Source organism: Aestuarium sp. (genome assembly GCF_023253315.1).
Classification (GTDB): domain Bacteria; phylum Pseudomonadota; class Alphaproteobacteria; order Rhodobacterales; family Rhodobacteraceae; genus Marivivens; species Marivivens donghaensis.
Genome location: NZ_JALRGW010000003.1, coordinates 118388 through 144441, shown reverse-complemented (window position 1 = coordinate 144441; position 26054 = coordinate 118388). Strand labels below are relative to the sequence as shown.

Genomic DNA, 26054 nt, shown 5'->3' with positions numbered 1-26054 from the left:
CGTCAAGATGTCCACACTGACCACAGACACCCGCAAATCATACATGGGCCTACTAGCGCGTGCTCGCCCAGAGCGGCTCGAACAGTTGTTGCCCGATCTTCCTGCGCACGATTGGCTGCGCCGTCCCGAGATTGGCACTACGATGGTGCGCGGTCGGATCGGCGCGACAGGTGCGCCGTTTAACCTCGGTGAGATGACCGTGACGCGCTGTGCGCTCAAACTGTCGGATGGCACGGTTGGGCACGCCTATGTCCAAGGGCGCGATCAGGGCCACGCGACACGCGCGGCGATTGTTGATGCGCTGATGCAAACCGAAGGCGTGGAGCAAGTCGATGTGACCATCCTCGCGCCGCTTCGTGCGGAAGAGGCTGAGAAACGCACCTCTCGCGCAGAGAAAGCCGCAGCGACCAAGGTCGAGTTCTTCACAATGGTTCGGGGAGAAGACTGATGTTCGAAGCCGAAGTTCTATCGGGTGGATTTTCTAACCCAGCCCAAGACAGCGCCCATGCGTTTCGTGCCTGCCTCGAAGCGATGGCCCGTCCGGGGCGTATTCAGCAAATCGCAGGCGCGGTCCCGCCCGCACCATTGTCGCCCGCCGCTGGCGCGATCCTTTTGACACTCGCGGATGCGACGACACCGATTTTCATCGCTCAAAGCCACGATACTGAAGCCGTCCGCAAATGGATCGCGTTTCACTGCTCGGCCCCATTCGTCGCGGCGGGTGATGCCGATTTCGCGATTGGCACGTGGGACGCGCTGCAGCCCGTATCGCAGTTCGCAATCGGCACCGCAGAATATCCAGATCGGTCCGCAACATTGATCGTTGAATGCGAGGATATATCGGCACCGACGGCCACACTGACTGGACCTGGGATCGAGACGACACAGGCGGCCTATCTGCCCAACATCGATACCGTTGTCACCAATAGTGCGCAATTCCCGTTGGGTTTTGACTGTTACTTCACTGCGGGCAGCCAATTGTCGGCCCTTCCGCGTAGCACGAAAGTGGAGGCTCTCTGATGTATGTTGCAACCAAAGGCGGTGAACGCGCGATTGATGCGGCGCACCAGTGGCTTTCCGATGAACGTCGTGGGGATCGTTCGGTTCCTGAACTGAGCGTCGCCCAAATCCGCGAGCAGATGGCGCTAGCCGTAAACCGTGTGATGGCCGAAGGCTCGCTATACGATCCCGACCTGGCTGCACTGGCGATCAAACAGGCGCGGGGCGATTTGATTGAGGCGGTGTTCCTGATCCGCGCCTACCGCACGACCCTGCCGCGCTTTGGGGCGTCTGTTCCGGTTGAGACGGATCGCATGGATATCATTCGCCGCATTTCGGCGACGTTTAAGGACGCGCCGGGTGGTCAAATACTCGGGCCGACCTTCGATTACACGCACCGTTTGCTCGATTTCAAACTAATGGCGGATGGCGAGGCACCAGAAGCGCTGCGCAAAGAGGCGGAGGCCGTTGTCGCGCCGCATATCCTGCAGCTCCTCGACCAAGATGGGCTGATGGAACCATTGTCCGATGGCGTTGAAACACCGCCTGACCTCACTCGCGAACCTCTCGAAATGCCAGCGGATCGCCCGCTGCGTTTGCAGGCTTTGGCGCGTGGCGATGAAGGGTTTGTCCTGTCGATGGCCTATTCGACCCAGCGTGGTTACGGGCGCACGCACGCCTTTGTCGGCGAATTGCGGATCGGTACTTGTGCGGTCGAGATGGAAATCCCCGAACTTGGTTTTGCCGTTGAGATCGGAGAGATCGAACTGACTGAATGTGAGACGGTGAACCAATTCACGGGTTCCAAATCCGAACCACCGCAATTCACGCGGGGCTACGGTTTGGTCATGGGTCAATCAGAGCGCAAGTCGATCTCGATGAGCCTCGTGGATCGTGCACTCCGTTGGGAAGAACTGGGCGAAGACAACGTCGGTGCACCTGCCCAAGACGCGGAATTCGTCCTTTATCACTGCGACAACATTCAGGCGACGGGCTTCCTCGAGCATATCAAGCTGCCGCACTATGTGGACTTCCAATCCGAACTGGAACTCATCCGAAAACTCCGCCGCGAAGCTGCGGATGCTCAGGTCAAGGAGGCCGCAGAATGACCGATCAGGCCTATAACTTTGCCTATCTGGACGAAGCGACAAAGCGGATGATCCGCCGCGCGCTTCTCAAGGGCCTCGCGATCCCTGGCTATCAGGTGCCGTTCGCAAGCAGAGAAATGCCGATGCCTTATGGCTGGGGCACGGGCGGTGTTCAGGTCACTGCAGCGTGCCTGACGCCAGAGGATACTCTGAAGGTAATCGACCAAGGGGCTGACGATACGACGAACGCCGTATCGATCCGCAAGTTCTTTGAACGGACAGCGCAGGTTCAAACCTCGGAAACCACGGCAGAGGCGACCGTCATTCAGACCCGTCACCGCATTCCAGAGGTCGCACTGACCGAGGGACAAATCCTCGTGTATCAGGTGCCGATCCCAGAGCCGCTCCGCTTCCTAGAACCGCGCGAAAGCGAAACACGTCGTATGCATGCGCTCGAAGAATACGGGTTGATGCATGTGAAGCTCTACGAGGATATCGCCCGCCACGGCGCGATTGCGACCTCCTACGCTTATCCCGTGAAGGTCGAGGGTCGCTATGTCATGGACCCGTCGCCGATCCCGAAATTCGATAACCCGAAACTGGGTGGCAATGCTGCGATCCAATTGTTCGGCGCTGGGCGTGAACAACGCATTTATGCGCTTCCACCCTATACCGATGTCGTGAGCCTTGATTTCGAGGATCACCCCTTTGACCCGAGCAAGGCGGATCACGCCTGTGATCTTTGCGGATCAGAGGTCAGCTACCTCGACGAAGTGATCACCGATGACAAAGGCAGCCGCATGTTTGTGTGTTCCGACACCAGCTATTGCACCACCCGTCAGGACGAGGGTCACACAGGCCGCCTGTCACCAGAAGGAGAAGCGGCATGACCATGCATGATGTATCGCTCGATCAGCCGTTGTTCCGCGTTGATGGCCTAACCAAACGCTATGGTCAGCGGATCGGCTGTGCCGACGTTAGTTTCGACCTCTGGCCGGGTGAAGTGCTCGGCATTGTGGGGGAGTCTGGGTCGGGTAAGTCGACGCTCTTGGGATGTTTGGCGGGGCATATGCAGGCGGACGAGGGAAAGATCCTCTACCGTGGGCGCAATACGCTGACTATGCCAGAACCTGAACGTCGCGTGCTGTCCCGCACCGAATGGGCTTTTGTTCACCAGAACCCGCGCGATGGTTTGCGGATGGGTGTTTCTGCTGGCGGCAATGTTGGCGAACGTCTGATGGCAATTGGTGCGCGGAACTACGGTGATATCCGCGAAACCGCGACCGATTGGCTGGGCCGCGTTGAGATTGCAGGCGAACGCATTGACGACCGTCCGCGCCAATTCTCGGGCGGGATGCAGCAGCGTTTGCAGATCGCACGGAACCTCGTTACTTCGCCCCGACTGGTGTTCATGGATGAACCAACAGGTGGTCTGGATGTGTCTGTGCAGGCGCGTCTCTTGGACCTTCTGCGGGGGCTCGTGCGTGACATGGGGCTTTCTGTGATTATCGTGACCCATGACCTTGCGGTAGCCCGCCTTTTGGCCGACCGTTTGATGGTAATGAAGGATGGCCACGTGATCGAACACGGGCTGACCGATCAGGTGCTCGATGATCCGCAGGCCGCCTATACCCAACTTCTTGTTTCTTCCGTCTTGCAGGTGTGACCATGATCGAGATCGAAAACCTCTCAAAAAGCTTCACCCTGCATAATCAAGGGGGCGCAGTCATTCCTGTCATGGCTGGTGCTCACCTGCGGGTCGAACCTGGGGAATGTGTGGCGCTCACGGGTCAATCGGGCGCTGGTAAATCTACGCTTATGCGGATGATTTACGGGAACTACCTCGCAGCCTCTGGTTCGATCCGTATTGGAGGCGTTGATGTGGCCACCGCCACCCCGCGCGAGATCATTCGCCTGCGCCGTGAAACGCTAGGATATGTCAGCCAGTTCCTTCGCGTGGTACCTCGTGTGCCGACCCGCACGGTGGTCGCAGAGCCGTTGTTGGCCTTGGGCAAACCCGAAGGTGAGGCACATGCACGGGCTGAGGAGTTGCTCACGATGCTCAATATCCCCGAACGGCTCTGGTCACTCTCGCCCACGACGTTTTCGGGGGGGGAACAGCAGCGCGTAAATATCGCACGTGGCTTTGCCCATGAATATCCTGCGATGCTCCTTGATGAACCGACGGCCAGTTTGGATGCGCGGAACCGTGATGTGGTTCTGTCGTTGATCGAGGGGGCAAAGGCGCGGGGCGCTGCCATCATCGGGATTTTCCACGATGAGGGTGCGCGGAACCAAGTTTGCGATCGTGTGGTGGACGTTACGGGTTTTACGCCAAAGGCGGCCGCATGATCATCGCTGTCGTAGGGCCATCTGGCGCGGGCAAAGATACGTTGATCTCGGGTGCTCTGTCTGCGCGGCCTGATATCCAATTCGTGCGTCGAGTGATTACCCGCCCGACTGAAGCGGGAAGCGAAGATTTCGAAGGCGTGACCTTTGATGAATTTGCTGCGCGGAAGGCTGACGGAGAGTTCGCCCTCGATTGGGATGCGCATGGCCTATGCTACGGCATCCCAAAGGATCAGACGACGGCTCCCCTCGTGATGTTCAACGGATCGCGTCAGGCGCTGGGCCTCGCAACGTCTGTTTTCCCTGATCTACGGGTCATCGTCGTGACAGCCCCTGATCATATTCTCGCTGACCGCCTTTCGGCCCGTGGCCGTGAAACCCGTGCCGATATCGAAAACCGTCTCAAACGCGCAACGTTCGAATTGCCCGAGGGGATTGATGCAACGGTCGTCGTCAATGACGGCACCGAGGCCGAAGGCATTACGCGCTTCCTCGCGGCTCTTGCCGATTTCAAATGAAAATTTCCCGCGTGTCATATGGCTGTGACGCACCGATGGGATGTGACCTGTCTACGTCGACACCCGAATTCTAGGATCTTCCAAATGACCGAAACAATCCTTGCAAACGCAACTGTTGTTCTGCCCGAAACTGTGGTGGCGGGCACCGTTGTGATCCGTGATGGCGAAATCGCTGATATTAGCGAAGGGCGCTCGGTCCCGACGGGAGCGATCAACTGCGAGGGTGACCTCGTGATGCCAGGTTTGATCGAGCTGCACACCGACAACCTCGAACGCCACCTCGAGCCACGGCCCAAGGTCGACTGGCCCCATAAGGCCGCGATCATCGCTCACGATGCGGAGCTATGCTCGGTCGGGATCACCACCGTGTTCGACGCCTTGCGGGTTGGGTCGGTGACGAAGAAGTCGGGTGACTACAAAAAATACGCGCGCGAGGTTGCGACCGAGCTTTTGGATATGCGGTCCCGCAATGCCTTGCGCATTTCGCACTATATTCACCTGCGTGCGGAAACCTGTTCTGAGACGCTCATCGAAGAGTTGGACAGTTTCACCGCCGAAGACCGCGTCGGGATCGTCAGCCTGATGGACCACACACCGGGCGCACGACAGTTTCGGAACCTTGATAAGCTGAAAGAATATTATCAGGGCAAGCATGGCATGTCGGATGATGAGTTTGATGTTCACGTGTCCCATCAGTTGGCACTGAAAGAGAAATTCGGCACCGCGCATGAGGCAGCGTCCGTTGAAGGCGCACGTCGTTTGGGGGCCGTACTGGCGAGCCATGATGATACCCTTGCCGAACACGTTGTGACGTCAAAGCAATACGGTGTGACCTTTGCAGAGTTTCCGACAACGATTGAGGCAGCGCAGGCCTGCAACGATCACGGAATCGCCGTGATGATGGGGGCTCCGAACTTGATCCGTGGTGGGTCGCACTCTGGCAACGTGGCTGCGCATGTGTTGGCCGAGGCAGACCTCTTGGACATTGTGTCATCGGATTATGTCCCTGGTGCGCTTTTATCTTCGGCTTTGTTGCTGGGTGATCTTTGGGGCGATGTTGCGCGTGGTGTTCGCACTGTTACCGCCGCACCGGCCAAGGCCGTCGGTCTAACCGATCGTGGTCGCATTGAGGTTGGGAAACGCGCTGACGTGATCCGAGTAAAACGGGTTGATGGAACAGGCACCATCCACGGTGTTTGGGTAAAGGGTCAGCGCGTCGGCTGATCCATCCCGCGGCTCTCCCAATTCTCTAAGCCCCGAACATATTGCTGGCATCTACTTCGAAAAGCTGGAGTAATCGGCACCTAGTGCGAACAGTCTACAGGGGGAGCCGATGACACGGGTTTTAGCGTTTGGGGATAGTCTCACGTGGGGGCACCGCCCCGAAGATGCCGCACGACATGCGCCAGAGTATCTGTGGCCTAACATCGTTGCAGGACGCCTTGGAGTCGAAGTGATCTCTGAGGCGCTGGGCGGTCGAACGACGGCATTTGATGATCACACGGGTCCTTGTGATCGCAACGGGGCTGTGGTGCTGCCGATCCTGTTGCAGAGCCATTCGCCGCTGGACCTCGTCGTAATTATGCTCGGCACGAATGACCTAAAAACCGACGTCTGCGGATCCGCAACTGGGGCCACTGCGGGGATGAAACGCTTGGCGCAAATCATCCAGCATTATCCCTATGGCGCGTCTGGCTCTGTTCCGAAAATTCTATTCGTGGCACCTCCGCCCTGCGTGATTGGGCCAGATGGCAAAACGGGCAGCGGCCGCGATGTCGCGGAAACCCGACTGCTTGCTCCGATGTATAAAGCCGCTGCCGAGGAACTGGGCGTCGCGTTCTTTGACGCGGGCACGGTCGCGCAGGCGTCGCCGATTGATGGGGTGCATCTGGATGCAGCAAACACAGCGGCCATTGGTGACGCGCTCGTCGCACCGATCAAAGCTATTCTGGGGCTGTAACGCAAAACGAGAGGCAGGCGGATCGTTCCGTCTGTCGTCTAATCGTAATGTTGGGGGAAAAGTGGCAGCCCGTAGGGGAATCGAACCCCTCTTTCCAGGTTGAAAACCTGGCGTCCTAACCGATAGACGAACGGGCCACTCTGTGCGTGAGGCGGCTTTTACGTATTGTGTGAACCGCCCGCAAGAGGCTTTTGTAAAAAATTATTTCCCAGCGGGTGCCGCATCTTCGAGACGTAGCTGAACGCTCTGTCTGCCTTGCCAAATATTGATTTCTAACCGCCCAGCAAGGTGGAACCGTGCGCCGTTGTGTCCCTCGATCATCGGTCCGATCGGGCCATCAAACGCACCAAAGGCAATCGCATCGATTCGTGCGCCAAGCCCGTCGCCGAATGTGGCCTTTAGGTGATTTGCGCCGACTCGTTTCGCGAAATGGATTTGAACGTCTGGGAAAACGAACCGAGGGGCAGAGGCCGATGCGCCGAACGGTCCAGCCTTTTCGATCTGTTCAACCAATTCAACCGTGGCAGCACCGGGCATGAGGATCCCATCTAGCCGTAGGTCAGCGGGCCCCAAACGGTCAGCACCTTGGCGCGCCATAAGTTCGGCCAGCCGTTCCATCGCGGCGTCGAGTTTATCCCGATGCACCGTCAGGCCCGCCGCCATTTTGTGACCGCCGCCCTTGATCAGTAGCCCTTCCATCGCGAGCTTCTGGATCGACGCACCGAGGTCGATACCCGTCACCGAACGGCCTGAACCTTTGCCAATGTCGCCGTCAAAACCAATCACGATGGACGGCCGGTTGGTGGTTTCCTTGAGACGGCTTGCCACGATGCCGACGACGCCCGGATGCCAACCTTCGCCCGCGGCCCAAACCAGAGGGCTATCAAACCCTCGCTCTTCGGCCTGCAAAAGCGCCAGATCACGCACTTCGTTTTCGATTTCGCGGCGTTCGCGGTTCAACTGGTCCAGTTGTTTGGCAAGGCTTTCGGCCTCACGTGGGTCATCTGTCGCCAAAAGGCGCGCGCCCAAATCAGCAGCACCAATGCGACCGCCCGCGTTGACGCGAGGGCCGAGAAGAAAACCGAGGTGATAGGACGTCGGCGCGCTGTCCATACCAGCGACATCCGCCAATGCTGTTAGGCCGATGCGGTCGCGTTGCGCCATGACGGAGAGGCCTTGACGCACGAACGCACGGTTCACGCCGATCAGCGGGGCCACGTCCGCAACCGTTGCCAATGCGACGAGGTCTAGGAATGACATCAGGTTTGGCCCAGTCACGCCCTTTGCCCGTAGACGGCGGTTCACATCGACGAGCATCATAAAGACGACGCCCGCCGCACAGAGATGGGCGAGTTCGCCTGTTTCATCTTGGCGGTTGGGGTTCACGACGGCAACGCAGTCGGGCAGAGTTTCAGCGCCCAAGTGATGGTCGAGGACCATCACATCCGCGCCCTTTGCGGCGGCAATGGGACCATGCGAGAGGGTGCCGCAGTCAACGCAAATGATCAGGTCGTGATCTTTGGCGAGCGCTTCCATTGCGGGCTCATTAGGGCCATAGCCCTCATCAATGCGGTCGGGAATATAGAGCGTCGCTCGGTGTCCCATAGCCTTTAGCCATGTTAGCAGAAGCGCGGCAGAGGTGCCGCCATCCACGTCGTAATCCGCAAAAACGGCAATCTTTTCGCGGCGGTCAAGCGCGGTGATAAAGCGTTCGGACGCCTTTTCCATGTCGAGCAAGGTCAGCGGATCGGGGAGAAGATCCCGCAACGTCGGCGCAAGAAAACTGTCAGCTTCATGCGGTTCAACGCCACGGCGTGCCAATGTCCGACAAACCGGCGCGGGCAGGCCTGTCGCCTGTTCCATCGCTTCGGCAAGGCGATCTTCTTCGATGCTCGGGCCAATCCAGCGGCGGCCCGTTGCGGATTGTTCGACGTTGAGAAATGCTTTCATGCCTCGCTTATCGCCCAGAGAGCAAAGCGGCGCAATGATATGAAAAGGGCCAGAGCGATGCTCTGGCCCGATCAGGATTTAGATGGGGTTGGTGTAGGTCATCCGACGCATCGAACCCGTTTTGGACCGCATCAAGATCGTTTCAGCAGTCAGATACCCTGGTTCGCGTTTGATCCCAGCCAAGAGGCTGCCGTCGGTCACACCTGTCGCTGCAAAGATCACGTCGCCTTTGACCAGATCATCGCGGGTATAGACGCGGTCAAAGTTGGTGATGCCAGCTTTGGCAGCGCGGCCACGTTCGTCGTCATTGCGGAACAACAGTTTGCCAAAGAACTGGCCGCCCATGCATTTCAGCGCCGCAGCAGCGAGAACTCCCTCGGGTGCGCCGCCAGAACCCATATACATGTCGATGCCTGTTTTTTCAGGTTCGGCACAGTGCATAACGCCCGCAACGTCACCATCGGTGATCAGGCGGATCGCTGCGCCTGTAGTGCGCAGTTCAGCAATCATTTCGTCATGGCGCGGACGTTCGAGAACGCAAACGGTGATGTCTTCGGTCGAACAGCCTTTGGCGGCGGCCAGTGCGGAAACGCGCTCGGATGGGGACATGTCCATGGTCACGACGCCCGCTTTGTAACCCGGTCCAATGGCGAGCTTTTCCATGTAGACGTCAGGGGCGTGCAGCATCGAGCCGCGCGGACCCATCGCAATGACGGTCAGGGCATTGGGCATATCTTTTGCCGTAAGGGTCGTGCCTTCGAGTGGGTCAAGCGCGATATCTACAGCGGGGCCTTCGCCCGTGCCCACTTCCTCGCCGATGTAGAGCATTGGCGCTTCGTCACGTTCGCCTTCACCGATGACGACGACGCCTTTGATGTCGAGTTTGTTCAGCTGATCCCGCATCGCGTTTACGGCAGCTTGGTCGGCAGCTTTTTCGTCACCACGCCCGATCAGTTTCGCCGATGCGAGAGCCGCAGCCTCAGATACGCGGGCAAGCCCGAGCGAAAGCATACGGTCGTGGAATTCAGTGGTCTGCGACATGTCAAAAGTCCTCAAGTAACATTCGGGTGCATCTACGCAGGGCAAGCCTATGGGGGCAAGGCTGTGGGCGCTAACAGTTTTTCCCTAAAATCGCTTTGGTTCAAAATTTCTTTTCTCTGATACCAAAAAGGCAGGGTTTTCACCCTGCCTTTGACATTTTGCACTGAAATTAGGGATCAGACCTGTTCGATCCGTAGGGCGACGGGTGCCCCCGAAACGACGCCTGTCGCGGCAAAGCCTTCGATCGCCTGATCGACAGCCTGACGGGTGGTTTTGTGGGTGACAATCACGACAGGAGCGTGGGTGCCATCATGGTCGTGTTGGCGCATGCGGTGGATAGATACACCCGCGTCGCCCAATACGCTCGCCACTTTTGCCATCGCGCCAGGTTTGTCCAAGAGCGACAGGCGGAGGTAGTAGGGCGCAGGGATCGCGGCGCGTGCAGATTTCGCACAGCGCAGTGTGTTCGCAGGTTGCCCAAACGTCGGGAGGCGCAGGCCACGTGCAATATCACAAACATCACCCATTACCGCGCTCGCAGTCGGGCCTTCGCCAGCACCAGCACCGCGAAGGACGATTTGTCCAACAGCGTCACCTTCGAGTACGACCATATTCGTGCCGCCAACCAACTGCCCCAAGGGCGAGGTCGCGGGCACGAGGCAAGGCGACATGCGTTGTTCAAGGCCGCGACCTGTCATCTGGGTAACGCCCAGAAGTTTGATCTTGTAGCCCATGTCGGCAGCATTGCGGATGTCTTCGATGGTGATCGCGCCGATCCCTTCGAGTTCGACACCGTCAAAATCAACCTGTGTTCCAAAGGCGATGGCCGAAAGGATCGACAGTTTGTGACCCGCATCAATGCCGCCAACGTCCAAATTCGGATCGGCTTCGAGGTAGCCCAGACCATCCGCTTCGGCAAAGGCCTCTTCGTACGAGAGGCCGGCGTCTTCCATGCGGGTAAGAATGTAGTTGCAGGTGCCGTTCATGACCCCCATCACGCGGGTCACGCCGTTTGCAGCCAAACCTTCGGTCAGGGCTTTAATCACAGGGATGCCGCCTGCGACGGCGGCCTCATAGCGCACGACGCAGCCATTGGCTTCGGCTTGTTCTGCGATGGACTGGCCGTGATGTGCCAGCAACGCCTTGTTGGCGGTGACGACATCTTTGCCAGCGGCAATCGCTGCCTCAATGGATGCTTTTGCGGGACCATTTTCACCGCCCATGAGTTCGACATAAACGTCGACGTCGTCGCGAGTAGCGAGAGCGACAGGATCGTCTTCCCACGCGTAGCCTGATAGATCGACGCCGCGATCTTTGTCTTTGGACCTTGCACTTACAGCGCTGATCACAATCGTTTTCCCAGTGCGCTGGGCCAGAAGTGCCGCCTGTTTTTCGACGATGCGGATGACGCCAACACCGACCGTTCCGAGACCGGCAATACCAAGGCGAAGGGTGTCAGACATATGGGATTCCGCTTTTTGTATTTTGAACACCCCGCTGTTACCGCGTCCTTGCGGTCACTGCAACGCGCAGGTGCTATTGAACTGCGCTGTTACGCAATTGTTCGGCCCGATTTTGCAGAACGGTTGCGCGAAGGGCTAGGTCATCGGCCATTTCTGCGGCGGTTTGGTCATCGCCCATCGTGCCAAATGTCTCGAACGGAACAAAGTCGGGGAAAGCCGCTTTGGCCGCGGCGGGATCGATGGCCTTTTCCAGCGCGGGAAAGGTTGCGCAGGCAGGCAAAAGCACCAAAAGCGAAAGGAGTACGAGGCGCATGACCAATCCAACGGTTTGTGATCTTCGAACCTTACCTCTGGTTGCATTTGAGGGGCAAGGTCAGATCAGGCTTTTCAAATGAACATTTGTTCAGTTAATGTTGGCGAATGGCGCGCAAACAAGGCTCACATTCAGACATTACTGGACCCAAGGTTCGGGAGGCGGCGCTCAAGCTGATCGCGCAGCATGGCTATGCGGCTGTGTCGATGCGCCAGATCGCAGCTGAGGTCGGTGTGCAAGCTGGCGCACTGTACAATTACACCGCCGACAAACAGAGCCTTTTGTTCGATATCGTGCTGGATCACATGGACGATCTGGTGGAGGCGCTGAAAGACGTTGATCTTTCTGGGCCGCCTTGGGCCGCGCTCGAGGCGTTTATTCGTTTTCACATCCTGTTCCACGTTCCGCGTGTTGAGCAGGTTTTCATTTCCTACATGGAATTGCGGAACCTCGATCCTGACAACTTTGCCGTGATCGAAGGGCGTCGTCGTGACTACGAACAGATCCTCGCGGGTATCCTGAAGGCGGGCAAGGAAAGCGGTTATTTCATGATCACCGACCCGCGTATTACCTCTATCGCGTTGATCGGCATGTTGACCGCAATCCCGCAATGGTATCGCGAAGGCGGGCGTTTGCCGCTGAGCGAGATCGAAGAGATTTATTGGGGTATTGTGCGTCGGTCAGTAACGGCCTGACCGACGCATCCCCGCATCAGTGGGCGGGTTTGATGAAGGTGCCATTGCGCAAATCTGCGATGGCCTGACGGATTTCTTCCTTGGTGTTCATCACGATCGGGCCGTGCCATGCGACAGGTTCTTCGATTGGTGCGCCAGAGATCAGCAAGAACCGAATACCTTCTTCGCCTGCCTGCACAGTCACTTCGTCACCAGTGCCAAAGCGGATCAAGGTGCGGTTACCTGACATGTCTCGGATGTTCACCTCCTCGCCCATCACCTCTTTTTCGAGGAGGACCCCTTCGGGTTTTGACGCATCCGCAAACGCGCCAGCACCTTGGAATACATAGGCAAATGCGCGGCGATAGGTGTCGACCTTAAACGTTTTGCGGACACCTGCGGGCACAAAAATATCCAGATACTGCGGGTCAGCCGCGATGCCATCAACAGGGCCGCGTTTGCCCCAGAATTCACCGATGATGACTTTGACGCGGGTGCCATCGTCGTCGATGATTTCGGGGATTTCTTTGCCTTTAACGTCCTGATAGCGGGGCGCGGTCATCTTGAGGTGACTCGGCAGGTTCGCCCAAAGCTGGAAGCCATGCATTTGGCCCGCGATGTTCCCCTTCGGCATCTCTTGGTGGAGGATGCCCGATCCAGCGGTCATCCATTGAACATCACCAGCGCCCAAAGTGCCTGTGTTCCCGAGGCTGTCGCCATGTTCAACGGTGCCGTTCAGAACGTAGGTGATCGTTTCGATGCCGCGGTGGGGGTGCCATGGAAAACCGCGGATATAATCATCCGGATGATCGCCACGAAAATCATCGAACATCAAAAACGGGTCGAGCTCGCTCGGGTCTTGGAAACCAAAAGCGCGGTGAAGTCGAACGCCCGCACCTTCCATATGGGGTGTCGCGCGACGGGCTTCGAGGGTGGGTCTGATGGACATGATGTATCTCCTTTGAGCAAGAGTTAGTCCCGCTCAGAGCATCCATCAATCTGTCAGAGCCACTCCGCTTTGCACAGGCCCCCTGCGCCAATTAGCAGGTCGCTGTCGTCACGCCGCCGTTCTCTTGGGAATTCCAGCAAAGCTGAGCTGAGTTAAAACGGGGACGTGTCACGATCAGGTTCTCGAACTCAAAAGCGCTGAGGCCAACGCTGAACATCGGCTCGTAGCTAAGCCAGTTCTGCAGGACGATGATAACCTCGTTGTTGGGCATCACGGGCAATTTGTCCAAAATGTCAGCCAGACCCGCATTGGTGAGCGTGCCTGCACCACCGCGACCTTGGGACCAACGGACGTCATAGCCGTTGTCGTCGGTATATCGAACAACGCTCAACCTTAGCTTTGACGGGTGGTTAGACGAGGTTAAGAACTCGTGCAGATTATACAACGAAGTCATGTAGTTAGGTGTGATATAGCCCGTCTCACGGCTCACCTGATCGCTGATTGTGTAAGCGGCCTTGTTCGTTGTGCTCTGAATGCGGAAGGCATCAAAATATACAAACGTTGCAAGGTAAGCCCAGCACAGGATCGGAAAGATCAGGACGGTCTCGATCGCCATGCTGCCACGTTCGTCATCGCGGAACCGACGGAAAATATGGGACATGTTCATGGTTCCCTCACGAATGCAGAGCGCGACACGAGTGCGTATTCATTGCCAGTTTCGCGTGGGATTTGTGCGCCCAGGCCAAGTGTCGGGAATACCGGATCAAACAGAGCGCAGGCCCGAACGACGACCATTTGGTTGGCGCCACCTTGTTGGAAGGCAACCAGAGGCGCGGCTGGGTCATTGCGGTCGATACAATCCGCCGCGGCAGGAATGTTGGTCCAATTCAGCAGATCAACGCGACGCATCTCGATCTTCAACGCATCGGCGCAGTTCGGAATAATTCCCGCGTTGTTGCAAATCGCATTCTTCAACCTGTCGTGGGTGACGGGCGACATAGCCCCGATCCGCACGTCACGCATGGCCATTTCTAGCCCACGTTCAAGCATGACTTGGCGGGTCATCAACATGCCGGATTCAAACGCTGATAACAAAAGAACGATATAGACAGGAAAAATAAGCGCGAATTCAACTGTAGCTGTCCCACGGTCATCCCGTGCGAACCGCGAAAGCGGGCGCATCAGTCCAGACCAGAGATTTTGAAGCAGTTGTTTCATTAGTGTGTAAGCTTTAGGTTGTTGATTTGGGTCGCGATTGCAGAGAACGCGTGCGAAATTTCGATGCCGTCCACGTCAAAGAAGTGGCTGGGTGAGGTCGCACAATCGGCCAAGACCTGATTGCCGACGGGGTCTGGGATCTCAAAGCCGATGGTCCAGATCACGATACCTTGGGCTTTGGCGGCGTCGCAGATGTCGTCCATCAACTCGTTGCCGAGCGAACGGTTGTATTTCAGGTAGGAATATTGACCGTGTTTCCAGCTCGATACGTAGTTGTCGAGGTACCAGTTAAAGTTATAGCGGCTCCAGTGTGCGTAATCGCTGTCAGAGTCATAGGCCCAGCTTTGGATACGGCTGGATGTTGAGTTTTCGCCGTCGGTCATCAGAATGATGAACTTAACCGTTTCGGTGTCGGTGTAAGACGCTGGGCGACCGGCAAAGTTGCTGTCTACTTTGTTGCTGCCCACCAAGCTGGTCAGCAAAGGTCGGGTCGATGGGTCGAGCAGCGCAGCACCCCATTTCAGGCCCAAAAAGATCGACGTACCAGCGCGGCCTCTGAGGTTGTTAATCTGCGTCACCAGCTCGGTGCGGTTGGATTCCCATGGGTTGATCCGTTCGTAGTCCCAGCGCGGACATACGGTTTCAGAGAGGTCGTTCCCGTAGCGATAGCTGCCGTTATAGTTCCACTGGAAATACTGCATCTGATCATAACGCTCAGTCAGGCTCAGCGATGTGCTGGTGAACTCGTCGTTGTCGAATTCGATGCAGTGCGAATAGTTGTGAACCTTGCGGACGTTCAGCAAGTTGAACAGGTCTGGCCCAGGGTTCACATGTTCGGAATAGGGGATCAGCGACACGGATACGAGGTCTTCGTTTCCGTCCTTTAGAACGGTGTTTACGAACTCAGTCGCCGCCGTGTGCAAGTTGGTCATGCGGTTGTTGCTCTCCATCGAACCCGAGATGTCGAGGACGAGCGAAATTTCTACTTTGGATACACGTTCTTCGGCGACAGAAGTGGCAGGAACGGTCATCGATTCATGCACGGTCGCGTCGGCATCCAGAATCTTAGCAAGGCCAGAGAACATCATCGGGACCGTCGCTTGCGCAACGGCGGACACTTCGCGGAAGTTCAGTCCCTCGGTCACGGTTGGCGTGCCTTGAAGGGCGTCACCCAGACCTGCCTTGTCCATGTAGTCTTGGACCACTTGTTCACGCGGCAGAGTTTGGCCGAGGTCAGCAGCGGCCAGAACCGCGCGGTCAAGCGTGCCCTGCATGCGGGTGCGCGTCGATTCAATACGCATAAAGTCTACGGCCATGCCAGTCACGAGAAGCATCAAGATCAGCATGAAAACCGCGAAAATGACCATGGTGCCATCTTCACGGGTTTGGAATTTACGCAGGTGGCGAGCGATGCGAGATGCAATCGTCTGCGTCTGTGTTTCCAATGTCTTCATTATTGACCGACCTTTCGGGGGCTTCACTGCTTTTTGGTGGGAGTACCACCTCCGTTGGCTCTCTTTATATCCTTTAGAGAGTGGCAGAATTTGGGCAGCAACTGGCCACTTTTGGTCCTATTGTGTGGTCAGGGTGGACGGTTGGGTCTCTGAACGCCCTTTGTTTCCTGATTATCGATGGAAATGCGGCGGTCGGCGGGCAAACCGACGTGCTGCGCGCTAAGTGCAGGCGCGTTTAGTCGATAGTTCATATGAGTGAGTCGCAATAAATGAGTCGCGTCACCGGGCTGGTGAGTGCGATCCCCGTCAAAAGCGGGCATTTGTGGCGGCCAGATTTGTGCAAATTCGTAAACAAACGGATAACGCCGTCGGAAAACTTACCCCCAACCTTCTGCGTCCGACCGCTGGACTTGCGCGGGTCCAGCGCCGATATTGGCCTTATGAGTCTGCCCCCTGGTTTTTTGGATGAATTGCGCACACGCCTGTCGCTGACCCAAGTGGTTGGCCGCAAAGTGATGTGGGACAATAAGAAGTCCAATCCAGGCAAGGGCGACATGTGGGCACCCTGTCCCTTTCACCAAGAAAAGAGCGCGTCGTTTCACGTCGATGACCGCAAGGGCTATTACTACTGCTTTGGGTGCCACGCCAAAGGCGACGCGATTTCGTTTGTTCGTGAAACGGAAAACGTCAGCTTCATGGAGGCCATCGAGATTTTGGCCCGTGAAGCTGGGTTGCCGATGCCAGAACGTGACCCGCGTGCTCAGGTAAAAGCGGACCATCGAACCCAATTGGCCGAGGTCATGGAAGAAGCGGTAAAGTTCTACCGCCTTCAATTACGAACGGGTGCTGCCGCCGAGGCGCGTGCCTATTTGACGAAACGTGGGCTGTCTGAGGCTGCACAGGAGCGTTGGGAAATAGGCTTTGCACCGCAAGGGTGGCAAAACCTATTCGATGCGATGTCCGCCAAAGGGATTTCGCCCGATTTGCTGATCGGCGCGGGGCTCGCCAAACCCTCCGACAAAGGCAAAGCGCCCTATGACGTTTTCCGTCATCGGATCATGTTCCCGATCCGCGATGTGCGCGGGCGTGCCATTGCCTTTGGTGGTCGGGCGATGGACCCCAACGACAACGCCAAATACCTCAACAGTCCAGAGACGGATTTGTTCGACAAAGGGCGCAATCTGTTTAACCACAAGAACGCCCGCGAGGCCTCGGGCAAGGGGCAGCCGCTGATCGTTGCCGAAGGCTATATGGATGTGATTGCGCTGTCCGAGGCTGGTTTCACTGGGGCCGTGGCCCCGTTGGGCACCGCTGTGACGGATCACCAGTTACAACTCATGTGGCGCATGGCGGACGAGCCGATCATTGCCCTTGATGGTGATACGGCAGGTATTCGTGCTGCGATGCGCGTGATTGATCTTGCGCTTCCTGTGCTTGAGGCGGGTAAATCACTGCGGTTCGCCGTGATGCCTGACGGGATGGACCCTGATGATCTGATCCGCGCCAAAGGGGCAGGGGCCGTTCAAAAGGTGCTGGACGGTGCCATGCCGATGGTGCGTTTGCTCTGGCAACGCGAAACGGATGGGAAGGTATTCGATAGTCCCGAACGTCGGGCGGCTTTGGATAAATCCCTCCGTGAAAAGATTAAACTGATCCAAGATCCGTCGATCCGTCACCATTATGGCGAAGCGATCAAAGAGCTTCGGTATGAGTTGTTTGGATCGAACAGACGGCCCGCGTTCCAGCCGCGCAAACCATGGCAGCCCGGTAAATCGGTCGTCATCGCGCCGAGCGCTTCTGCAAAACGTTCAGAGTTGGTTCAACGGGACGATCATCAAATTCACCTGCGTGAGACGGTGATCCTCGCCATTCTGATCGCCAATCCGACCGAAGTGCCCGCATTCGAGATGCAGCTTGAACGGATGGAATGTCAGGACCAGCGCAACAGAACCCTGCGGGACGCTATTTTGCGGTTAGTCGGGGAAGATGATTTGCGCGACCGCATCGAAGATCAAATTGGGGCTGGCCCCCTTGAAAGCCTCTTTGCCGAGCGCCACGTAAAGATCACCCCCGCGATTCGACGCGCTGGCGATAACGAGTTTGCGTATAACTCGGTCAAGGAAGAGTTCATGAAGCTTGAGGCCTTGCGTGGGCACTCCATGGAAATTTTGGAGGCGCAGGTTGAGATCGCTGAAGCTGAAGATAGAGAGGATTTGACGTGGCGGTTGGGTGTATCCGCGCTAGCAGTTGATCCCACAACGCAGCGTGATGTGGACGACACGACGGAAACGGTGACCGCAGACAATGGGCTGTCATTGTCAAAGGACGAACGGAACGACTTCCTCAAGGTGCTCGAATCGCTCGATCCTGCCAAATCGGGTCGTAAAAAGCCCAGAACCTAATTAATGGGTGAAAAATCGTGGCCAAGAGGTTGCGAATCACCCCGCGAAACCGTTGATTCGACTTTAACCGAATCAGCACAGACTTGCTGAACCGCTTAGGAGCATTTCATGGCCGCCAAAGATACCGACGACAACAAGGTTGACGACAAGGACGACGAGATCTCCATGGACGTTAGTCAGGCGGCGGTTAAACGGATGATCGCTGAGGCGCGCGAGCGTGGGTATATCACCTACGATCAGTTGAACGCTGTGCTCCCGCCGGATCAGGTTTCTTCTGACCAGATCGAAGACGTGATGTCGATGCTCTCTGAAATGGGGATTCAGGTCACCGAAGAAGAAGAATCAGAAGAGTCAGAGGACAACGCAGGCGGCACAGATCTGGTTGCTGTTGGTGGCAATCGTGACGTGGCTCTTTCGGGTGGTGAAACCGAAAAGTTGGACCGCACGGACGATCCTGTTCGTATGTATCTGCGCGAGATGGGCAGTGTTGAATTGCTGTCCCGCGAGGGCGAGATCGCGATTGCAAAACGGATCGAGGCTGGTCGCAACACAATGATCCTCGGGCTCTGCGAAAGCCCGTTGACATTCCAGGCGATCACCATTTGGCGCGACGAACTTCTGTCCGAAGACATTCTGCTGCGCGATGTGATCGACCTCGAGGCGACATTTGGCAACCAACTCGACGAAGACGGCGATGAGCCTGTTGTCGACACCTCGACTGTGTCGTCCGAGGCTGGTTCGAAAGAAAAAGAAGAAGAATACGATGCGGACGGTAACCCGATCCGCTCTGACGACGATGACGATGATGATGAACAGGCCAACATGTCGCTGGCCGCGATGGAAACCGCGCTCAAACCGCGTGTCCTCGAAACGTTGGAAATCATCGCACGCGACTTTGCTGACCTGTCCGACATGCAAGACGCCCGTATGTCGGCGACCCTGAACGAGGATGGATCGTTCTCTGAGGCTGACGAAGATCGGTATCAGAAACTTCGCTCGGAAATCGTTGAACTAGTGAACTCGCTTCACCTTCACAACAACCGTATCGAAGCGCTGATCGACCAGCTTTACGGCATCAACCGCCGCATTATGTCGATCGACTCGAACATGGTTAAACTCGCCGACCAAGCGCGTATCAACCGCCGCGAATTCATCGACGAATATCGCGGCGCTGAACTCGATCCGACTTGGATGGATCGTATGAACGAAAAGCCGGGTCGCGGCTGGCAAATGTTCGTTGAGAAATTCACCGATAAGGTTGAAGAACTGCGTGCTGAGATGGCGCAGGTTGGCCAGTATGTTGGTGTTGATATCTCTGAATTCCGCCGCATCGTTCAGCAGGTTCAGAAGGGCGAAAAAGAAGCGCGTCAGGCCAAAAAAGAAATGGTCGAGGCGAACCTCCGTCTCGTTATCTCGATCGCGAAGAAATATACCAACCGTGGTCTTCAGTTCCTCGACCTTATTCAGGAAGGTAACATCGGCCTGATGAAAGCGGTCGATAAGTTCGAATATCGCCGTGGTTACAAGTTCTCGACCTATGCGACATGGTGGATCCGTCAGGCGATCACCCGCTCGATCGCAGACCAAGCACGCACTATCCGTATTCCAGTTCACATGATCGAAACGATCAACAAACTGGTCCGCACGGGTCGTCAGATGCTGCACGAAATTGGTCGCGAACCGACGCCAGAAGAATTGGCCGAAAAGCTGCAAATGCCGCTCGATAAGGTTCGTAAAGTGATGAAAATCGCTAAGGAACCGATTTCGCTCGAAACGCCAATTGGTGACGAAGAAGATTCGCAGCTCGGCGATTTCATTGAGGATAAGAACGCGATCCTGCCGCTGGACTCGGCTATTCAGGAAAACCTGAAAGAGACCACCACCCGCGTTCTTGCATCGCTGACCCCGCGCGAAGAGCGTGTTCTGCGTATGCGTTTCGGTATCGGTATGAACACCGACCACACTCTCGAAGAGGTTGGTCAGCAGTTCAGCGTGACCCGCGAACGTATCCGCCAGATCGAAGCCAAGGCGCTGCGGAAACTCAAACACCCGAGCCGCTCGCGCAAGCTGCGCAGCTTCTTGGATCAATAAGAACGAGGCGCCTTTCGGGGCGCCTTTTTCGTCTAAGGGGGCGATATGATCGGCGGTTTGATCCTGATTGCGCTGGGCATCCTTGGGTTTATGGGCGTGACTCCGTGGATCATTCTACCGTTTGCTGCGGTTCTACTGACGATCTGCACGATTGGCGTTAAGTCCTACGATAGGCGCTTTTTCGTGATAAATGGCCTACGGACGGCGTTGACGGTTGTTGCCTATGGGATCGGCGCTTGGGCGCAGTCTGTGGTCTAAAAGGGGGCTATAGTTGAGCCATACTTTGTTTCAGATTTCGACCAGCGGGCAGGGCCTTTATGAATTCACGCGGGACGTAAAGCGCTGGTGCCATGGTCAAGGTGATGGGCTTCTGACGCTCTTTGTTCAGCACACCTCCTGTTCGCTCTTGATCCAAGAGAACGCCGACCCCGAAGTGCAAACGGACCTCAAAGCGTTCTTCGCGCGTTTGGTGCCGCCGACAACTCATCCGTCGATGTCTTACCTTACGCATACCTATGAGGGCCCCGACGACATGCCTGCGCATATCAAGGCGGCCTTGATGCCTGTCTCGATCAGCATTCCAGTTATCGCAGGCGTGCCGATGTTGGGTACGTGGCAGGGGATTTATCTGTTTGAGCATCGGGATCGGCCCCATGATCGTCGCGTTGTTGCGCAATTCTTGGGTGAGTCCTAATCGCCACATCATCTGGTGTGTCCAAATTGACTCTACCCAAATCTAGTTATCGGTCCTATAGTGCCTGTGGATAACTAGGGATTAACCCTAGAATGAGCGGTAAGAGGACAGGCCCATGCGTTGCCCGTTTTGTGGAAACGTCGACACTCAAGTAAAAGATAGCCGACCGGCAGAGGATCACGTTGCGATCCGTCGTCGGCGGTTCTGCCCAGCCTGCGGCGGGCGTTTTACCACCTATGAACGCGTGCAGCTGCGCGATCTCGTCGTCATCAAATCCAACGGTCGCCGTGAGGACTTTGATCGCGATAAACTAGAACGTTCGATCCGTATCGCGCTGCAGAAACGCCCAGTTGAGCCTGAACGTATGGACCAGATGATCTCTGGCATCGTGCGCCGACTGGAGAGCATGGGCGAGACAGACATTTCGTCGAAAATCATCGGCGAGATCGTTATGGAAAGCCTCGCGCGGATCGACACGGTCGCTTACGTGCGTTTTGCTAGCGTTTACAAGAACTTCCAGGCTGCGGACGACTTTGACAAGTTCATCGACGAACTGCGTCCTGCGACTTCGCCTGAAAAGTGACGCCAGATAACGACGAAAGATACATGCGTCTCGCGCTGTCCTTGGGGCGGCGTGGGATGGGGCGTGTCTGGCCGAACCCCGCGGTCGGATGCGTTCTGGTAAATGACGGCATAATCGTTGGTCGTGGTCGCACTGCTGATGGCGGTCGGCCTCATGCAGAAACCGTTGCCATCGCCCAAGCGGGCCACAGGGCACGCGGCGCGACCGCCTATGTCAGCCTAGAGCCCTGCGCACATCACGGTAAAACGCCGCCTTGCGCGAACGCCTTGGTTGAGGCGGGGATCACGCGAGTTGTCGTTGCCTGCACTGATCCTGACCCTCGTGTCGCGGGTCGCGGAATAGATATTCTAAAATCAGCTGGGATCGACGTCACAACGGGCATTTGTGAGGCTGAGGCCCGCCGTGATCATGCCGGGTTCTTTAGCAGAATTACTCAATCGAGACCGTGGGTTACGCTGAAACTGGCCTGCACGCTGGATGGACGCATTGCGACGGCAACGGGTGAGAGTAAGTGGATCACTGGTCCCGAGGCCCGTCGGATGGTGCATGCACAACGCGCGCGGCATGATGCGGTGATGGTTGGGGCAGGGACGGTCCGCGCTGATGATCCATCTTTGACCGTTCGGGATATGGGCGTGTCGGTTCAGCCTGTCCGCGTCGTGGTTTCGCGACGTATGGATCTGCCAGACGATTGTGACCTGACCCGCACCGCGAAGGATATTCCTGTATGGCTGTGCCACGGAGAAGACGCCACATCGCGGCTTGCCCCGTGGCATGATGCGGGCGTGAAGATGTTGCCGTGCAAGGTTGAACAGGGGCGGGTATCCGTGACGTCGGCTCTTTCCGCACTGGCCGAAAACGGATTGACCCGCGTGTTCTGCGAAGGGGGCGGCACCTTGGCCGCGTCGCTGTTGTTAGCGGATGTGGTCGACGAGTTAATCGTCTTTTCTGCGGGTATGGGCATCGGTGCTGAAGGCATGCCAGCTTTGGCGGCAATGGGTATTGATAGCCTGTCAGATGCCCCGCGCTTTGACTTGATCGAAGTGACCCAAGTTGGCGCTGACGTCATGAGTCGCTGGTCGCGTCGGGCTTAGCGCCACAAATGCGCATAGCTCGCCAATAGCCCCTGTAATTTCGATAACGCCCTTAGACCTGCGCTGCTGGTCGTGACCGTATCGTCCTTGATGCGGTCGAGGGCAACCTCGACAGGGCAGGGGCGTCCTGTCACGGGATCGAAATAGCGGGGGTAGTCGATCAGGCAGCAATGGACAAAGGTTGCCAAGTCGGGGCGCGCAATGCGGTGCGCGACAGGCATTCCGCGATCTTGGGTAAGGCCCCAGCTTGCATAAAATGGCTGGCCAAATGTGACGACGCGTTTGCCTCTTAGCAATGCCTCGAACCCGAGCGTGGAGGTCATGGTCCAAACCTCATCTACGGCTTCAATCGCGGTCACGGCGTCGATACCAGATAGAACCACATCAGCAAAATCTTTGGCGTCTGAAACCTGCCCAACGCGCAATCCCGCCTCCACATCTGGATGCGGTTTATAGAGGATCACCGCGTCAGGATTGGCAGCACGCACGGCGCTCAGTAAAGCGCGATTGGTGTTGATGTCGCCCGCGCCCAATCGAATTGATGCGTCGTCTTCGACCTGTCCAGGGACAAGGATGCGCCGTCCAGCGGGTAGGTCAGCGGGCAGCGCAGTGCCGTTCAAATTATATTTGCTGACACCGTCAGAGGTGAGCCGCGCGATGAGGGCGTCAGCGCGTCGGCGCTGGTCGTCATTTAGAGCGGTCGTATTAATAATGGCATCGAGCCGCGATGGACGGCTCGGATCATAGTAAATCCCCTGATCATCCAGAACGAGGCTGAGCGGGGGGGTAAGGGCCGCGCCCAGTCCACGGGACCGAATGAAACCATCCTCGACACGCACAGCGCCTGCAGCGTCTAAGTCGGGAGTGGTTTTCCCTGCCCAGACCATCAGCGGACGGCCTGATTTTTGTGCCGCACGGACAGGGGCTTTGGAATTGAAGATCAATGGCTTGTGCAGACCAAATGCCTTCTGCAGCGGCCCGCGTTTCCATAGGCGCATACCTGCCGCGACCCAGCCTTGACCATCTTCGCGATAGGCGCGAACTTCGGCTTCCAGCGTGGTCAGGGCATCTTCAAACGAACAAAGCCGATTGCGGTAGGGATCAAACCAAATCGGATAAAGGATCATGGCCACGGCAAAAAGCTGTGCCCGCGTGAGGCGCCTTTGCCTGCGATACAGCGGCGTGTGATCGTCTGTCAGGCCCCAACCTGCATAGAACGGCTGACCAAAGACTTGCGGGCGGTGACCCGCCATGATCGCCTCGAACCCAAGCTGTGAGGACACAGTGTAAACGGCGATCGCTCCATCCAGCAGCGCCCATGGCGAAACGGGCGCGTCGTATAGCTCCATCCCGTCCCGGCAATCGTCGGGACGGAAGTGTCCACCCCGATGCCCTGCCGCAGTTTCTGGGTGGGTCTTAATGACGATGCGCGCGTTGGGGTGATCTTCGCGGGCCTGAAACAACATCTCTTGGAACGTGTGACGGTTCGCGCGGCTGGCAGTAACACTTGCGTCGCCTGCGGTCTGATCAATGACCAGAACATAGCCTGGCTCTGGCGCAGAGAGTGTTACATCGAAAGCGTTGTACTTCGACAGTTCATTCCCGCGTATCCGCTCGATCCCCGCCCTTGCACGGTTCAATAAGGCCGTGTCATCGAGGGGATGTTCCGCCAAAATCCGTTCCAGCCGAGAAGGCTGTTCGGGATCAAAGTGAATTCCGAGGTCATCAATGCAGAGGCCGAGCGGCGGTTCGCCGTCTCGACCAGGGTGGATTGAGCGCAGGAACGCATCCTCAACACGGATGATGGGAGTATCTGTGCGGGCAGCAATGGCCTCGCCACGCGGGGCAGTTGGGCTTTGCCCCCAGACGCCGACCAGATCACCCTCTGACGGTTTGCCGAGGCTGATGTCGTAACCTGCCAACTGCAGAATACGCCTGACGCGTTTTTGGGTGAGAAACCCGCCGTTGTAGACAAAAAGCCGCCGCAAGGTGTCCCCTGCGGCGGCGGGTGTCCAATCGGGCGCGTGCATTACTGCGTGAACGCAGAGCGCGCGGTGTCGGCTGCGGTGAGCGAGCCAGTCGCTGCCGCAATAGCCTTGTTGAACTGAACGAACGGCGCTTCGGTGACGTAAACGGTGTCGCCATCGCGGATCGCAAAGTCGCGGGCCATGAACATGCCATTCGGTTGTGTCAGATCTAGCACGTAGACGACACGCTGGGTGCCGATCAAATCGGTCCGAGCCAAAAGCTGGTTCGCGATTTCGGCGGGTTCGTTGCGGAACACAAAGACGCCAGTTGGGTCGGCTGCAGCAGTTTGCAAGCCGCCAACCGTCGCCAAGGCCTCAATCGCAGAGATCGCTTTGGATTCGAACGGAACACGGCTTTGCGCGCCAGTTGCTCCAAGTGCGGTAAAGGTTCGGCTGTCTTCTTTGACGTAAATCTGATCGCCTGCGCGCAACGCGATGTCCGCAGCTGGGTGATCAAAGAGGTCTTCGTACCAGATGGTTCCGCTCGCTTCGCCGCGGATCACGGTGATCTGCGCGATTTCTGGTTCGATGGCTACGCCGCCAGCGGCAGCGATCATCGATGAGAGGGTGCGAGTTGGGCGTTCAATCGGATAGACGCCTTGGCCACCGATGCGGCCTGAAACGGTCACAGTTGCACCGTCACCAGCCAAACGACGCACCTGAACTTGCGGTTCGGGGGTTTGCTCTGCGAGCTTTTCGGTGATGATCTGGCGAATACGCTCGGGCGAGTTGCCAGCAGCGCGAACGCGGCCCGCGTAGGGCACGTAAATGAACCCAGCGCCATCAACTTGAAGCTCGTTCAGAACGGTTGCGTTCTGTCCTTGGGGCACCAAAAGGCCATCATCGACGTTTTCCCAGATCGTCAGACCGAGAACATCGCCTGCGCTGATGACGTCGGACCCTAGGATCGCGGCGTTTTCAAGCGAGCTCGAAAATCCGAGCGCGGGCGAAACGCTTGCAATGCGGTTTACGCGGTCATCGACGATCAACACAAAGGCATCGCCTTCGCGCATGACGGAACCCGCGAAAATTTCAGCTTTATTCGGGCCAGAACGCGGCAAACCACAGGCTCCCAAAAGGGAACATGCGGCGATAAGTGCCGCACCTCGGGCAAGGCGCAAACTTAGGGTGCTCACTGCTCGGTCTCCTCGACCTATTATTATCTGCCTCAAGTTTTGAGAGTAAGT

26 protein-coding genes and 1 tRNA gene are annotated in these 26054 nt (G+C 57.1%); 16 read left to right on the top strand and 11 right to left on the bottom strand.

Translation table 11 applies throughout. The annotated features are described in order from the left end of the window. The first annotated feature begins 7 nt into the window (after positions 1 to 7). The 9 genes from phnG (at position 8) to AC1QQ2_RS03550 (ending at position 6914) form a co-directional block, all read left to right on the top strand. Complete coding sequence (gene phnG / locus AC1QQ2_RS03590; protein WP_479712103.1) at positions 8 to 448, top strand: phosphonate C-P lyase system protein PhnG; 441 nt, start codon at positions 8 to 10, stop codon at positions 446 to 448. After that, positions 448 to 1020 (top strand): phosphonate C-P lyase system protein PhnH, encoded by a 573-nt coding sequence (phnH, locus tag AC1QQ2_RS03585; protein WP_479712102.1) that lies wholly within the window; start codon positions 448 to 450, stop codon positions 1018 to 1020. Before phnG ends, phnH begins: the two co-directional genes overlap by 1 nt. After that, a complete protein-coding gene (locus AC1QQ2_RS03580; protein WP_479712101.1) occupies positions 1020 to 2108 on the top strand; it encodes a carbon-phosphorus lyase complex subunit in 1089 nt (362 codons plus the stop codon). The genes phnH and AC1QQ2_RS03580 overlap by 1 nt, the downstream gene beginning before the upstream one ends. Next, positions 2105 to 2977: an alpha-D-ribose 1-methylphosphonate 5-phosphate C-P-lyase PhnJ gene (locus tag AC1QQ2_RS03575; protein ID WP_105234416.1), complete on the top strand. Its 873-nt coding sequence runs from the start codon at positions 2105 to 2107 to the stop codon at positions 2975 to 2977. Before AC1QQ2_RS03580 ends, AC1QQ2_RS03575 begins: the two co-directional genes overlap by 4 nt. A gap of 2 nt (positions 2978 to 2979) precedes the next feature. Further along, entirely contained in the window at positions 2980 to 3753 is a 774-nt protein-coding gene (gene phnK / locus AC1QQ2_RS03570; protein ID WP_156529548.1) for a phosphonate C-P lyase system protein PhnK, read from the top strand. 2 nt (positions 3754 to 3755) lie between these two features. Continuing rightward, the gene (gene phnL / locus AC1QQ2_RS03565) at positions 3756 to 4439 is read left to right on the top strand and encodes a phosphonate C-P lyase system protein PhnL (RefSeq protein ID WP_479712100.1); all 684 of its coding nucleotides are present in this window, start codon (positions 3756 to 3758) and stop codon (positions 4437 to 4439) included. Beyond that, positions 4436 to 4954 carry a phosphonate metabolism protein/1,5-bisphosphokinase (PRPP-forming) PhnN gene (phnN, locus tag AC1QQ2_RS03560; protein ID WP_479712099.1) on the top strand — a complete coding sequence of 173 codons (519 nt, stop codon included), beginning with the start codon at positions 4436 to 4438 and terminating at the stop codon, positions 4952 to 4954. The genes phnL and phnN overlap by 4 nt, the downstream gene beginning before the upstream one ends. An 84-nt stretch (positions 4955 to 5038) precedes the next feature. Beyond that, positions 5039 to 6178, top strand: a complete 1140-nt coding sequence (locus AC1QQ2_RS03555) for an alpha-D-ribose 1-methylphosphonate 5-triphosphate diphosphatase (protein ID WP_479712098.1) — start codon at positions 5039 to 5041, stop codon at positions 6176 to 6178. Between the two features lie 109 nt (positions 6179 to 6287). Continuing rightward, positions 6288 to 6914: an SGNH/GDSL hydrolase family protein gene (locus AC1QQ2_RS03550; RefSeq protein WP_479712097.1), complete on the top strand. Its 627-nt coding sequence runs from the start codon at positions 6288 to 6290 to the stop codon at positions 6912 to 6914. A 62-nt stretch (positions 6915 to 6976) separates the two neighbouring features. Here AC1QQ2_RS03550 and AC1QQ2_RS03545 read toward each other — a convergent pair. From AC1QQ2_RS03545 to AC1QQ2_RS03525, 5 genes are all read right to left on the bottom strand, one after another. Beyond that, positions 6977 to 7051: transfer RNA gene (locus AC1QQ2_RS03545), tRNA-Glu, on the bottom strand. Positions 7052 to 7115: 64 nt separating this feature from the next. After that, positions 7116 to 8864 carry a single-stranded-DNA-specific exonuclease RecJ gene (recJ, locus tag AC1QQ2_RS03540; protein WP_479712096.1) on the bottom strand — a complete coding sequence of 583 codons (1749 nt, stop codon included), beginning with the start codon at positions 8862 to 8864 and terminating at the stop codon, positions 7116 to 7118. Between the two features lie 78 nt (positions 8865 to 8942). Further along, positions 8943 to 9905 carry a class II fructose-bisphosphatase gene (gene glpX, locus AC1QQ2_RS03535; RefSeq protein ID WP_479712095.1) on the bottom strand — a complete coding sequence of 321 codons (963 nt, stop codon included), beginning with the start codon at positions 9903 to 9905 and terminating at the stop codon, positions 8943 to 8945. A gap of 176 nt (positions 9906 to 10081) precedes the next feature. Continuing rightward, positions 10082 to 11368 carry a homoserine dehydrogenase gene (locus AC1QQ2_RS03530; RefSeq protein WP_479712094.1) on the bottom strand — a complete coding sequence of 429 codons (1287 nt, stop codon included), beginning with the start codon at positions 11366 to 11368 and terminating at the stop codon, positions 10082 to 10084. A gap of 73 nt (positions 11369 to 11441) precedes the next feature. Then, the gene (locus tag AC1QQ2_RS03525) at positions 11442 to 11681 is read right to left on the bottom strand and encodes a hypothetical protein (protein ID WP_479712093.1); all 240 of its coding nucleotides are present in this window, start codon (positions 11679 to 11681) and stop codon (positions 11442 to 11444) included. Positions 11682 to 11788: 107 nt separating this feature from the next. Here AC1QQ2_RS03525 and AC1QQ2_RS03520 point away from each other — a divergent pair, with 107 nt between their 5' ends. Beyond that, positions 11789 to 12376 carry a TetR/AcrR family transcriptional regulator gene (locus tag AC1QQ2_RS03520; protein WP_479712092.1) on the top strand — a complete coding sequence of 196 codons (588 nt, stop codon included), beginning with the start codon at positions 11789 to 11791 and terminating at the stop codon, positions 12374 to 12376. A gap of 16 nt (positions 12377 to 12392) precedes the next feature. Here the strand turns inward: AC1QQ2_RS03520 and AC1QQ2_RS03515 are convergent, their stop codons facing one another. The 4 genes from AC1QQ2_RS03515 to AC1QQ2_RS03500 all read right to left on the bottom strand — a co-directional run bounded on the left by AC1QQ2_RS03515 (position 12393) and on the right by AC1QQ2_RS03500 (position 15976). Continuing rightward, entirely contained in the window at positions 12393 to 13304 is a 912-nt protein-coding gene (locus AC1QQ2_RS03515; protein WP_249944372.1) for a pirin family protein, read from the bottom strand. A 91-nt stretch (positions 13305 to 13395) separates the two neighbouring features. Beyond that, positions 13396 to 13971 carry a TadE/TadG family type IV pilus assembly protein gene (locus tag AC1QQ2_RS03510; RefSeq protein ID WP_479712091.1) on the bottom strand — a complete coding sequence of 192 codons (576 nt, stop codon included), beginning with the start codon at positions 13969 to 13971 and terminating at the stop codon, positions 13396 to 13398. Beyond that, positions 13968 to 14486, bottom strand: coding sequence for a TadE/TadG family type IV pilus assembly protein (locus AC1QQ2_RS03505; protein ID WP_479712090.1), 519 nt, complete (start codon positions 14484 to 14486; stop codon positions 13968 to 13970). The genes AC1QQ2_RS03510 and AC1QQ2_RS03505 overlap by 4 nt, the downstream gene beginning before the upstream one ends. 35 nt (positions 14487 to 14521) lie before the next feature. Then, the gene (locus tag AC1QQ2_RS03500) at positions 14522 to 15976 is read right to left on the bottom strand and encodes a TadE/TadG family type IV pilus assembly protein (RefSeq protein WP_479712089.1); all 1455 of its coding nucleotides are present in this window, start codon (positions 15974 to 15976) and stop codon (positions 14522 to 14524) included. Positions 15977 to 16416: 440 nt separating this feature from the next. Between AC1QQ2_RS03500 and dnaG the strand changes: the two genes are divergently transcribed. The 6 genes from dnaG to ribD all read left to right on the top strand — a co-directional run bounded on the left by dnaG (position 16417) and on the right by ribD (position 22840). Next, positions 16417 to 18378, top strand: a complete 1962-nt coding sequence (gene dnaG / locus AC1QQ2_RS03495) for a DNA primase (protein ID WP_479712088.1) — start codon at positions 16417 to 16419, stop codon at positions 18376 to 18378. A 108-nt stretch (positions 18379 to 18486) separates the two neighbouring features. Continuing rightward, positions 18487 to 20469, top strand: coding sequence for an RNA polymerase sigma factor RpoD (rpoD, locus tag AC1QQ2_RS03490; RefSeq protein ID WP_479712087.1), 1983 nt, complete (start codon positions 18487 to 18489; stop codon positions 20467 to 20469). A gap of 45 nt (positions 20470 to 20514) precedes the next feature. Beyond that, positions 20515 to 20727, top strand: coding sequence for a hypothetical protein (locus tag AC1QQ2_RS03485; RefSeq protein WP_479712086.1), 213 nt, complete (start codon positions 20515 to 20517; stop codon positions 20725 to 20727). Positions 20728 to 20740: 13 nt separating this feature from the next. Continuing rightward, the gene (locus AC1QQ2_RS03480) at positions 20741 to 21163 is read left to right on the top strand and encodes a secondary thiamine-phosphate synthase enzyme YjbQ (RefSeq protein WP_479712085.1); all 423 of its coding nucleotides are present in this window, start codon (positions 20741 to 20743) and stop codon (positions 21161 to 21163) included. A gap of 115 nt (positions 21164 to 21278) precedes the next feature. Then, positions 21279 to 21746, top strand: coding sequence for a transcriptional regulator NrdR (gene nrdR / locus AC1QQ2_RS03475; RefSeq protein ID WP_067551134.1), 468 nt, complete (start codon positions 21279 to 21281; stop codon positions 21744 to 21746). Between the two features lie 23 nt (positions 21747 to 21769). Next, entirely contained in the window at positions 21770 to 22840 is a 1071-nt protein-coding gene (gene ribD / locus AC1QQ2_RS03470) for a bifunctional diaminohydroxyphosphoribosylaminopyrimidine deaminase/5-amino-6-(5-phosphoribosylamino)uracil reductase RibD (protein ID WP_479712122.1), read from the top strand. On the opposite strand, the gene AC1QQ2_RS03465 is transcribed toward ribD, so the two are convergent. Both AC1QQ2_RS03465 and AC1QQ2_RS03460 read right to left on the bottom strand, forming a co-directional pair. Further along, positions 22837 to 24870, bottom strand: coding sequence for a capsular polysaccharide biosynthesis protein (locus AC1QQ2_RS03465; protein WP_479712084.1), 2034 nt, complete (start codon positions 24868 to 24870; stop codon positions 22837 to 22839). The two genes, ribD and AC1QQ2_RS03465, sit on opposite strands and share 4 nt — an antisense overlap. Next, positions 24870 to 26003 (bottom strand): polysaccharide biosynthesis/export family protein, encoded by a 1134-nt coding sequence (locus AC1QQ2_RS03460; protein ID WP_479712083.1) that lies wholly within the window; start codon positions 26001 to 26003, stop codon positions 24870 to 24872. Before AC1QQ2_RS03460 ends, AC1QQ2_RS03465 begins: the two co-directional genes overlap by 1 nt. Positions 26004 to 26054 lie beyond the last annotated feature (51 nt).

Excerpts from the sequence above, each read along its gene's own strand:
- phnG (WP_479712103.1), top strand. The coding sequence starts at position 8 with ATGTCCACACTGACCACAGACACCCGCAAATCATACATGGGCCTACTA.
- phnH (WP_479712102.1), top strand. The coding sequence starts at position 448 with ATGTTCGAAGCCGAAGTTCTATCGGGTGGATTTTCTAACCCAGCCCAA.
- AC1QQ2_RS03580 (WP_479712101.1), top strand. The coding sequence starts at position 1,020 with ATGTATGTTGCAACCAAAGGCGGTGAACGCGCGATTGATGCGGCGCAC.
- AC1QQ2_RS03575 (WP_105234416.1), top strand. The coding sequence starts at position 2,105 with ATGACCGATCAGGCCTATAACTTTGCCTATCTGGACGAAGCGACAAAG.
- phnK (WP_156529548.1), top strand. The coding sequence starts at position 2,980 with ATGCATGATGTATCGCTCGATCAGCCGTTGTTCCGCGTTGATGGCCTA.
- phnL (WP_479712100.1), top strand. The coding sequence starts at position 3,756 with ATGATCGAGATCGAAAACCTCTCAAAAAGCTTCACCCTGCATAATCAA.
- phnN (WP_479712099.1), top strand. The coding sequence starts at position 4,436 with ATGATCATCGCTGTCGTAGGGCCATCTGGCGCGGGCAAAGATACGTTG.
- AC1QQ2_RS03555 (WP_479712098.1), top strand. The coding sequence starts at position 5,039 with ATGACCGAAACAATCCTTGCAAACGCAACTGTTGTTCTGCCCGAAACT.
- AC1QQ2_RS03550 (WP_479712097.1), top strand. The coding sequence starts at position 6,288 with ATGACACGGGTTTTAGCGTTTGGGGATAGTCTCACGTGGGGGCACCGC.
- recJ (WP_479712096.1), bottom strand. The coding sequence starts at position 8,864 with ATGAAAGCATTTCTCAACGTCGAACAATCCGCAACGGGCCGCCGCTGG.
- glpX (WP_479712095.1), bottom strand. The coding sequence starts at position 9,905 with ATGTCGCAGACCACTGAATTCCACGACCGTATGCTTTCGCTCGGGCTT.
- AC1QQ2_RS03530 (WP_479712094.1), bottom strand. The coding sequence starts at position 11,368 with ATGTCTGACACCCTTCGCCTTGGTATTGCCGGTCTCGGAACGGTCGGT.
- AC1QQ2_RS03525 (WP_479712093.1), bottom strand. The coding sequence starts at position 11,681 with ATGCGCCTCGTACTCCTTTCGCTTTTGGTGCTTTTGCCTGCCTGCGCA.
- AC1QQ2_RS03520 (WP_479712092.1), top strand. The coding sequence starts at position 11,789 with ATGGCGCGCAAACAAGGCTCACATTCAGACATTACTGGACCCAAGGTT.
- AC1QQ2_RS03515 (WP_249944372.1), bottom strand. The coding sequence starts at position 13,304 with ATGTCCATCAGACCCACCCTCGAAGCCCGTCGCGCGACACCCCATATG.
- AC1QQ2_RS03510 (WP_479712091.1), bottom strand. The coding sequence starts at position 13,971 with ATGAACATGTCCCATATTTTCCGTCGGTTCCGCGATGACGAACGTGGC.
- AC1QQ2_RS03505 (WP_479712090.1), bottom strand. The coding sequence starts at position 14,486 with ATGCGCCCGCTTTCGCGGTTCGCACGGGATGACCGTGGGACAGCTACA.
- AC1QQ2_RS03500 (WP_479712089.1), bottom strand. The coding sequence starts at position 15,976 with ATGAAGACATTGGAAACACAGACGCAGACGATTGCATCTCGCATCGCT.
- dnaG (WP_479712088.1), top strand. The coding sequence starts at position 16,417 with ATGAGTCTGCCCCCTGGTTTTTTGGATGAATTGCGCACACGCCTGTCG.
- rpoD (WP_479712087.1), top strand. The coding sequence starts at position 18,487 with ATGGCCGCCAAAGATACCGACGACAACAAGGTTGACGACAAGGACGAC.
- AC1QQ2_RS03485 (WP_479712086.1), top strand. The coding sequence starts at position 20,515 with ATGATCGGCGGTTTGATCCTGATTGCGCTGGGCATCCTTGGGTTTATG.
- nrdR (WP_067551134.1), top strand. The coding sequence starts at position 21,279 with ATGCGTTGCCCGTTTTGTGGAAACGTCGACACTCAAGTAAAAGATAGC.
- ribD (WP_479712122.1), top strand. The coding sequence starts at position 21,770 with ATGCGTCTCGCGCTGTCCTTGGGGCGGCGTGGGATGGGGCGTGTCTGG.
- AC1QQ2_RS03465 (WP_479712084.1), bottom strand. The coding sequence starts at position 24,870 with ATGCACGCGCCCGATTGGACACCCGCCGCCGCAGGGGACACCTTGCGG.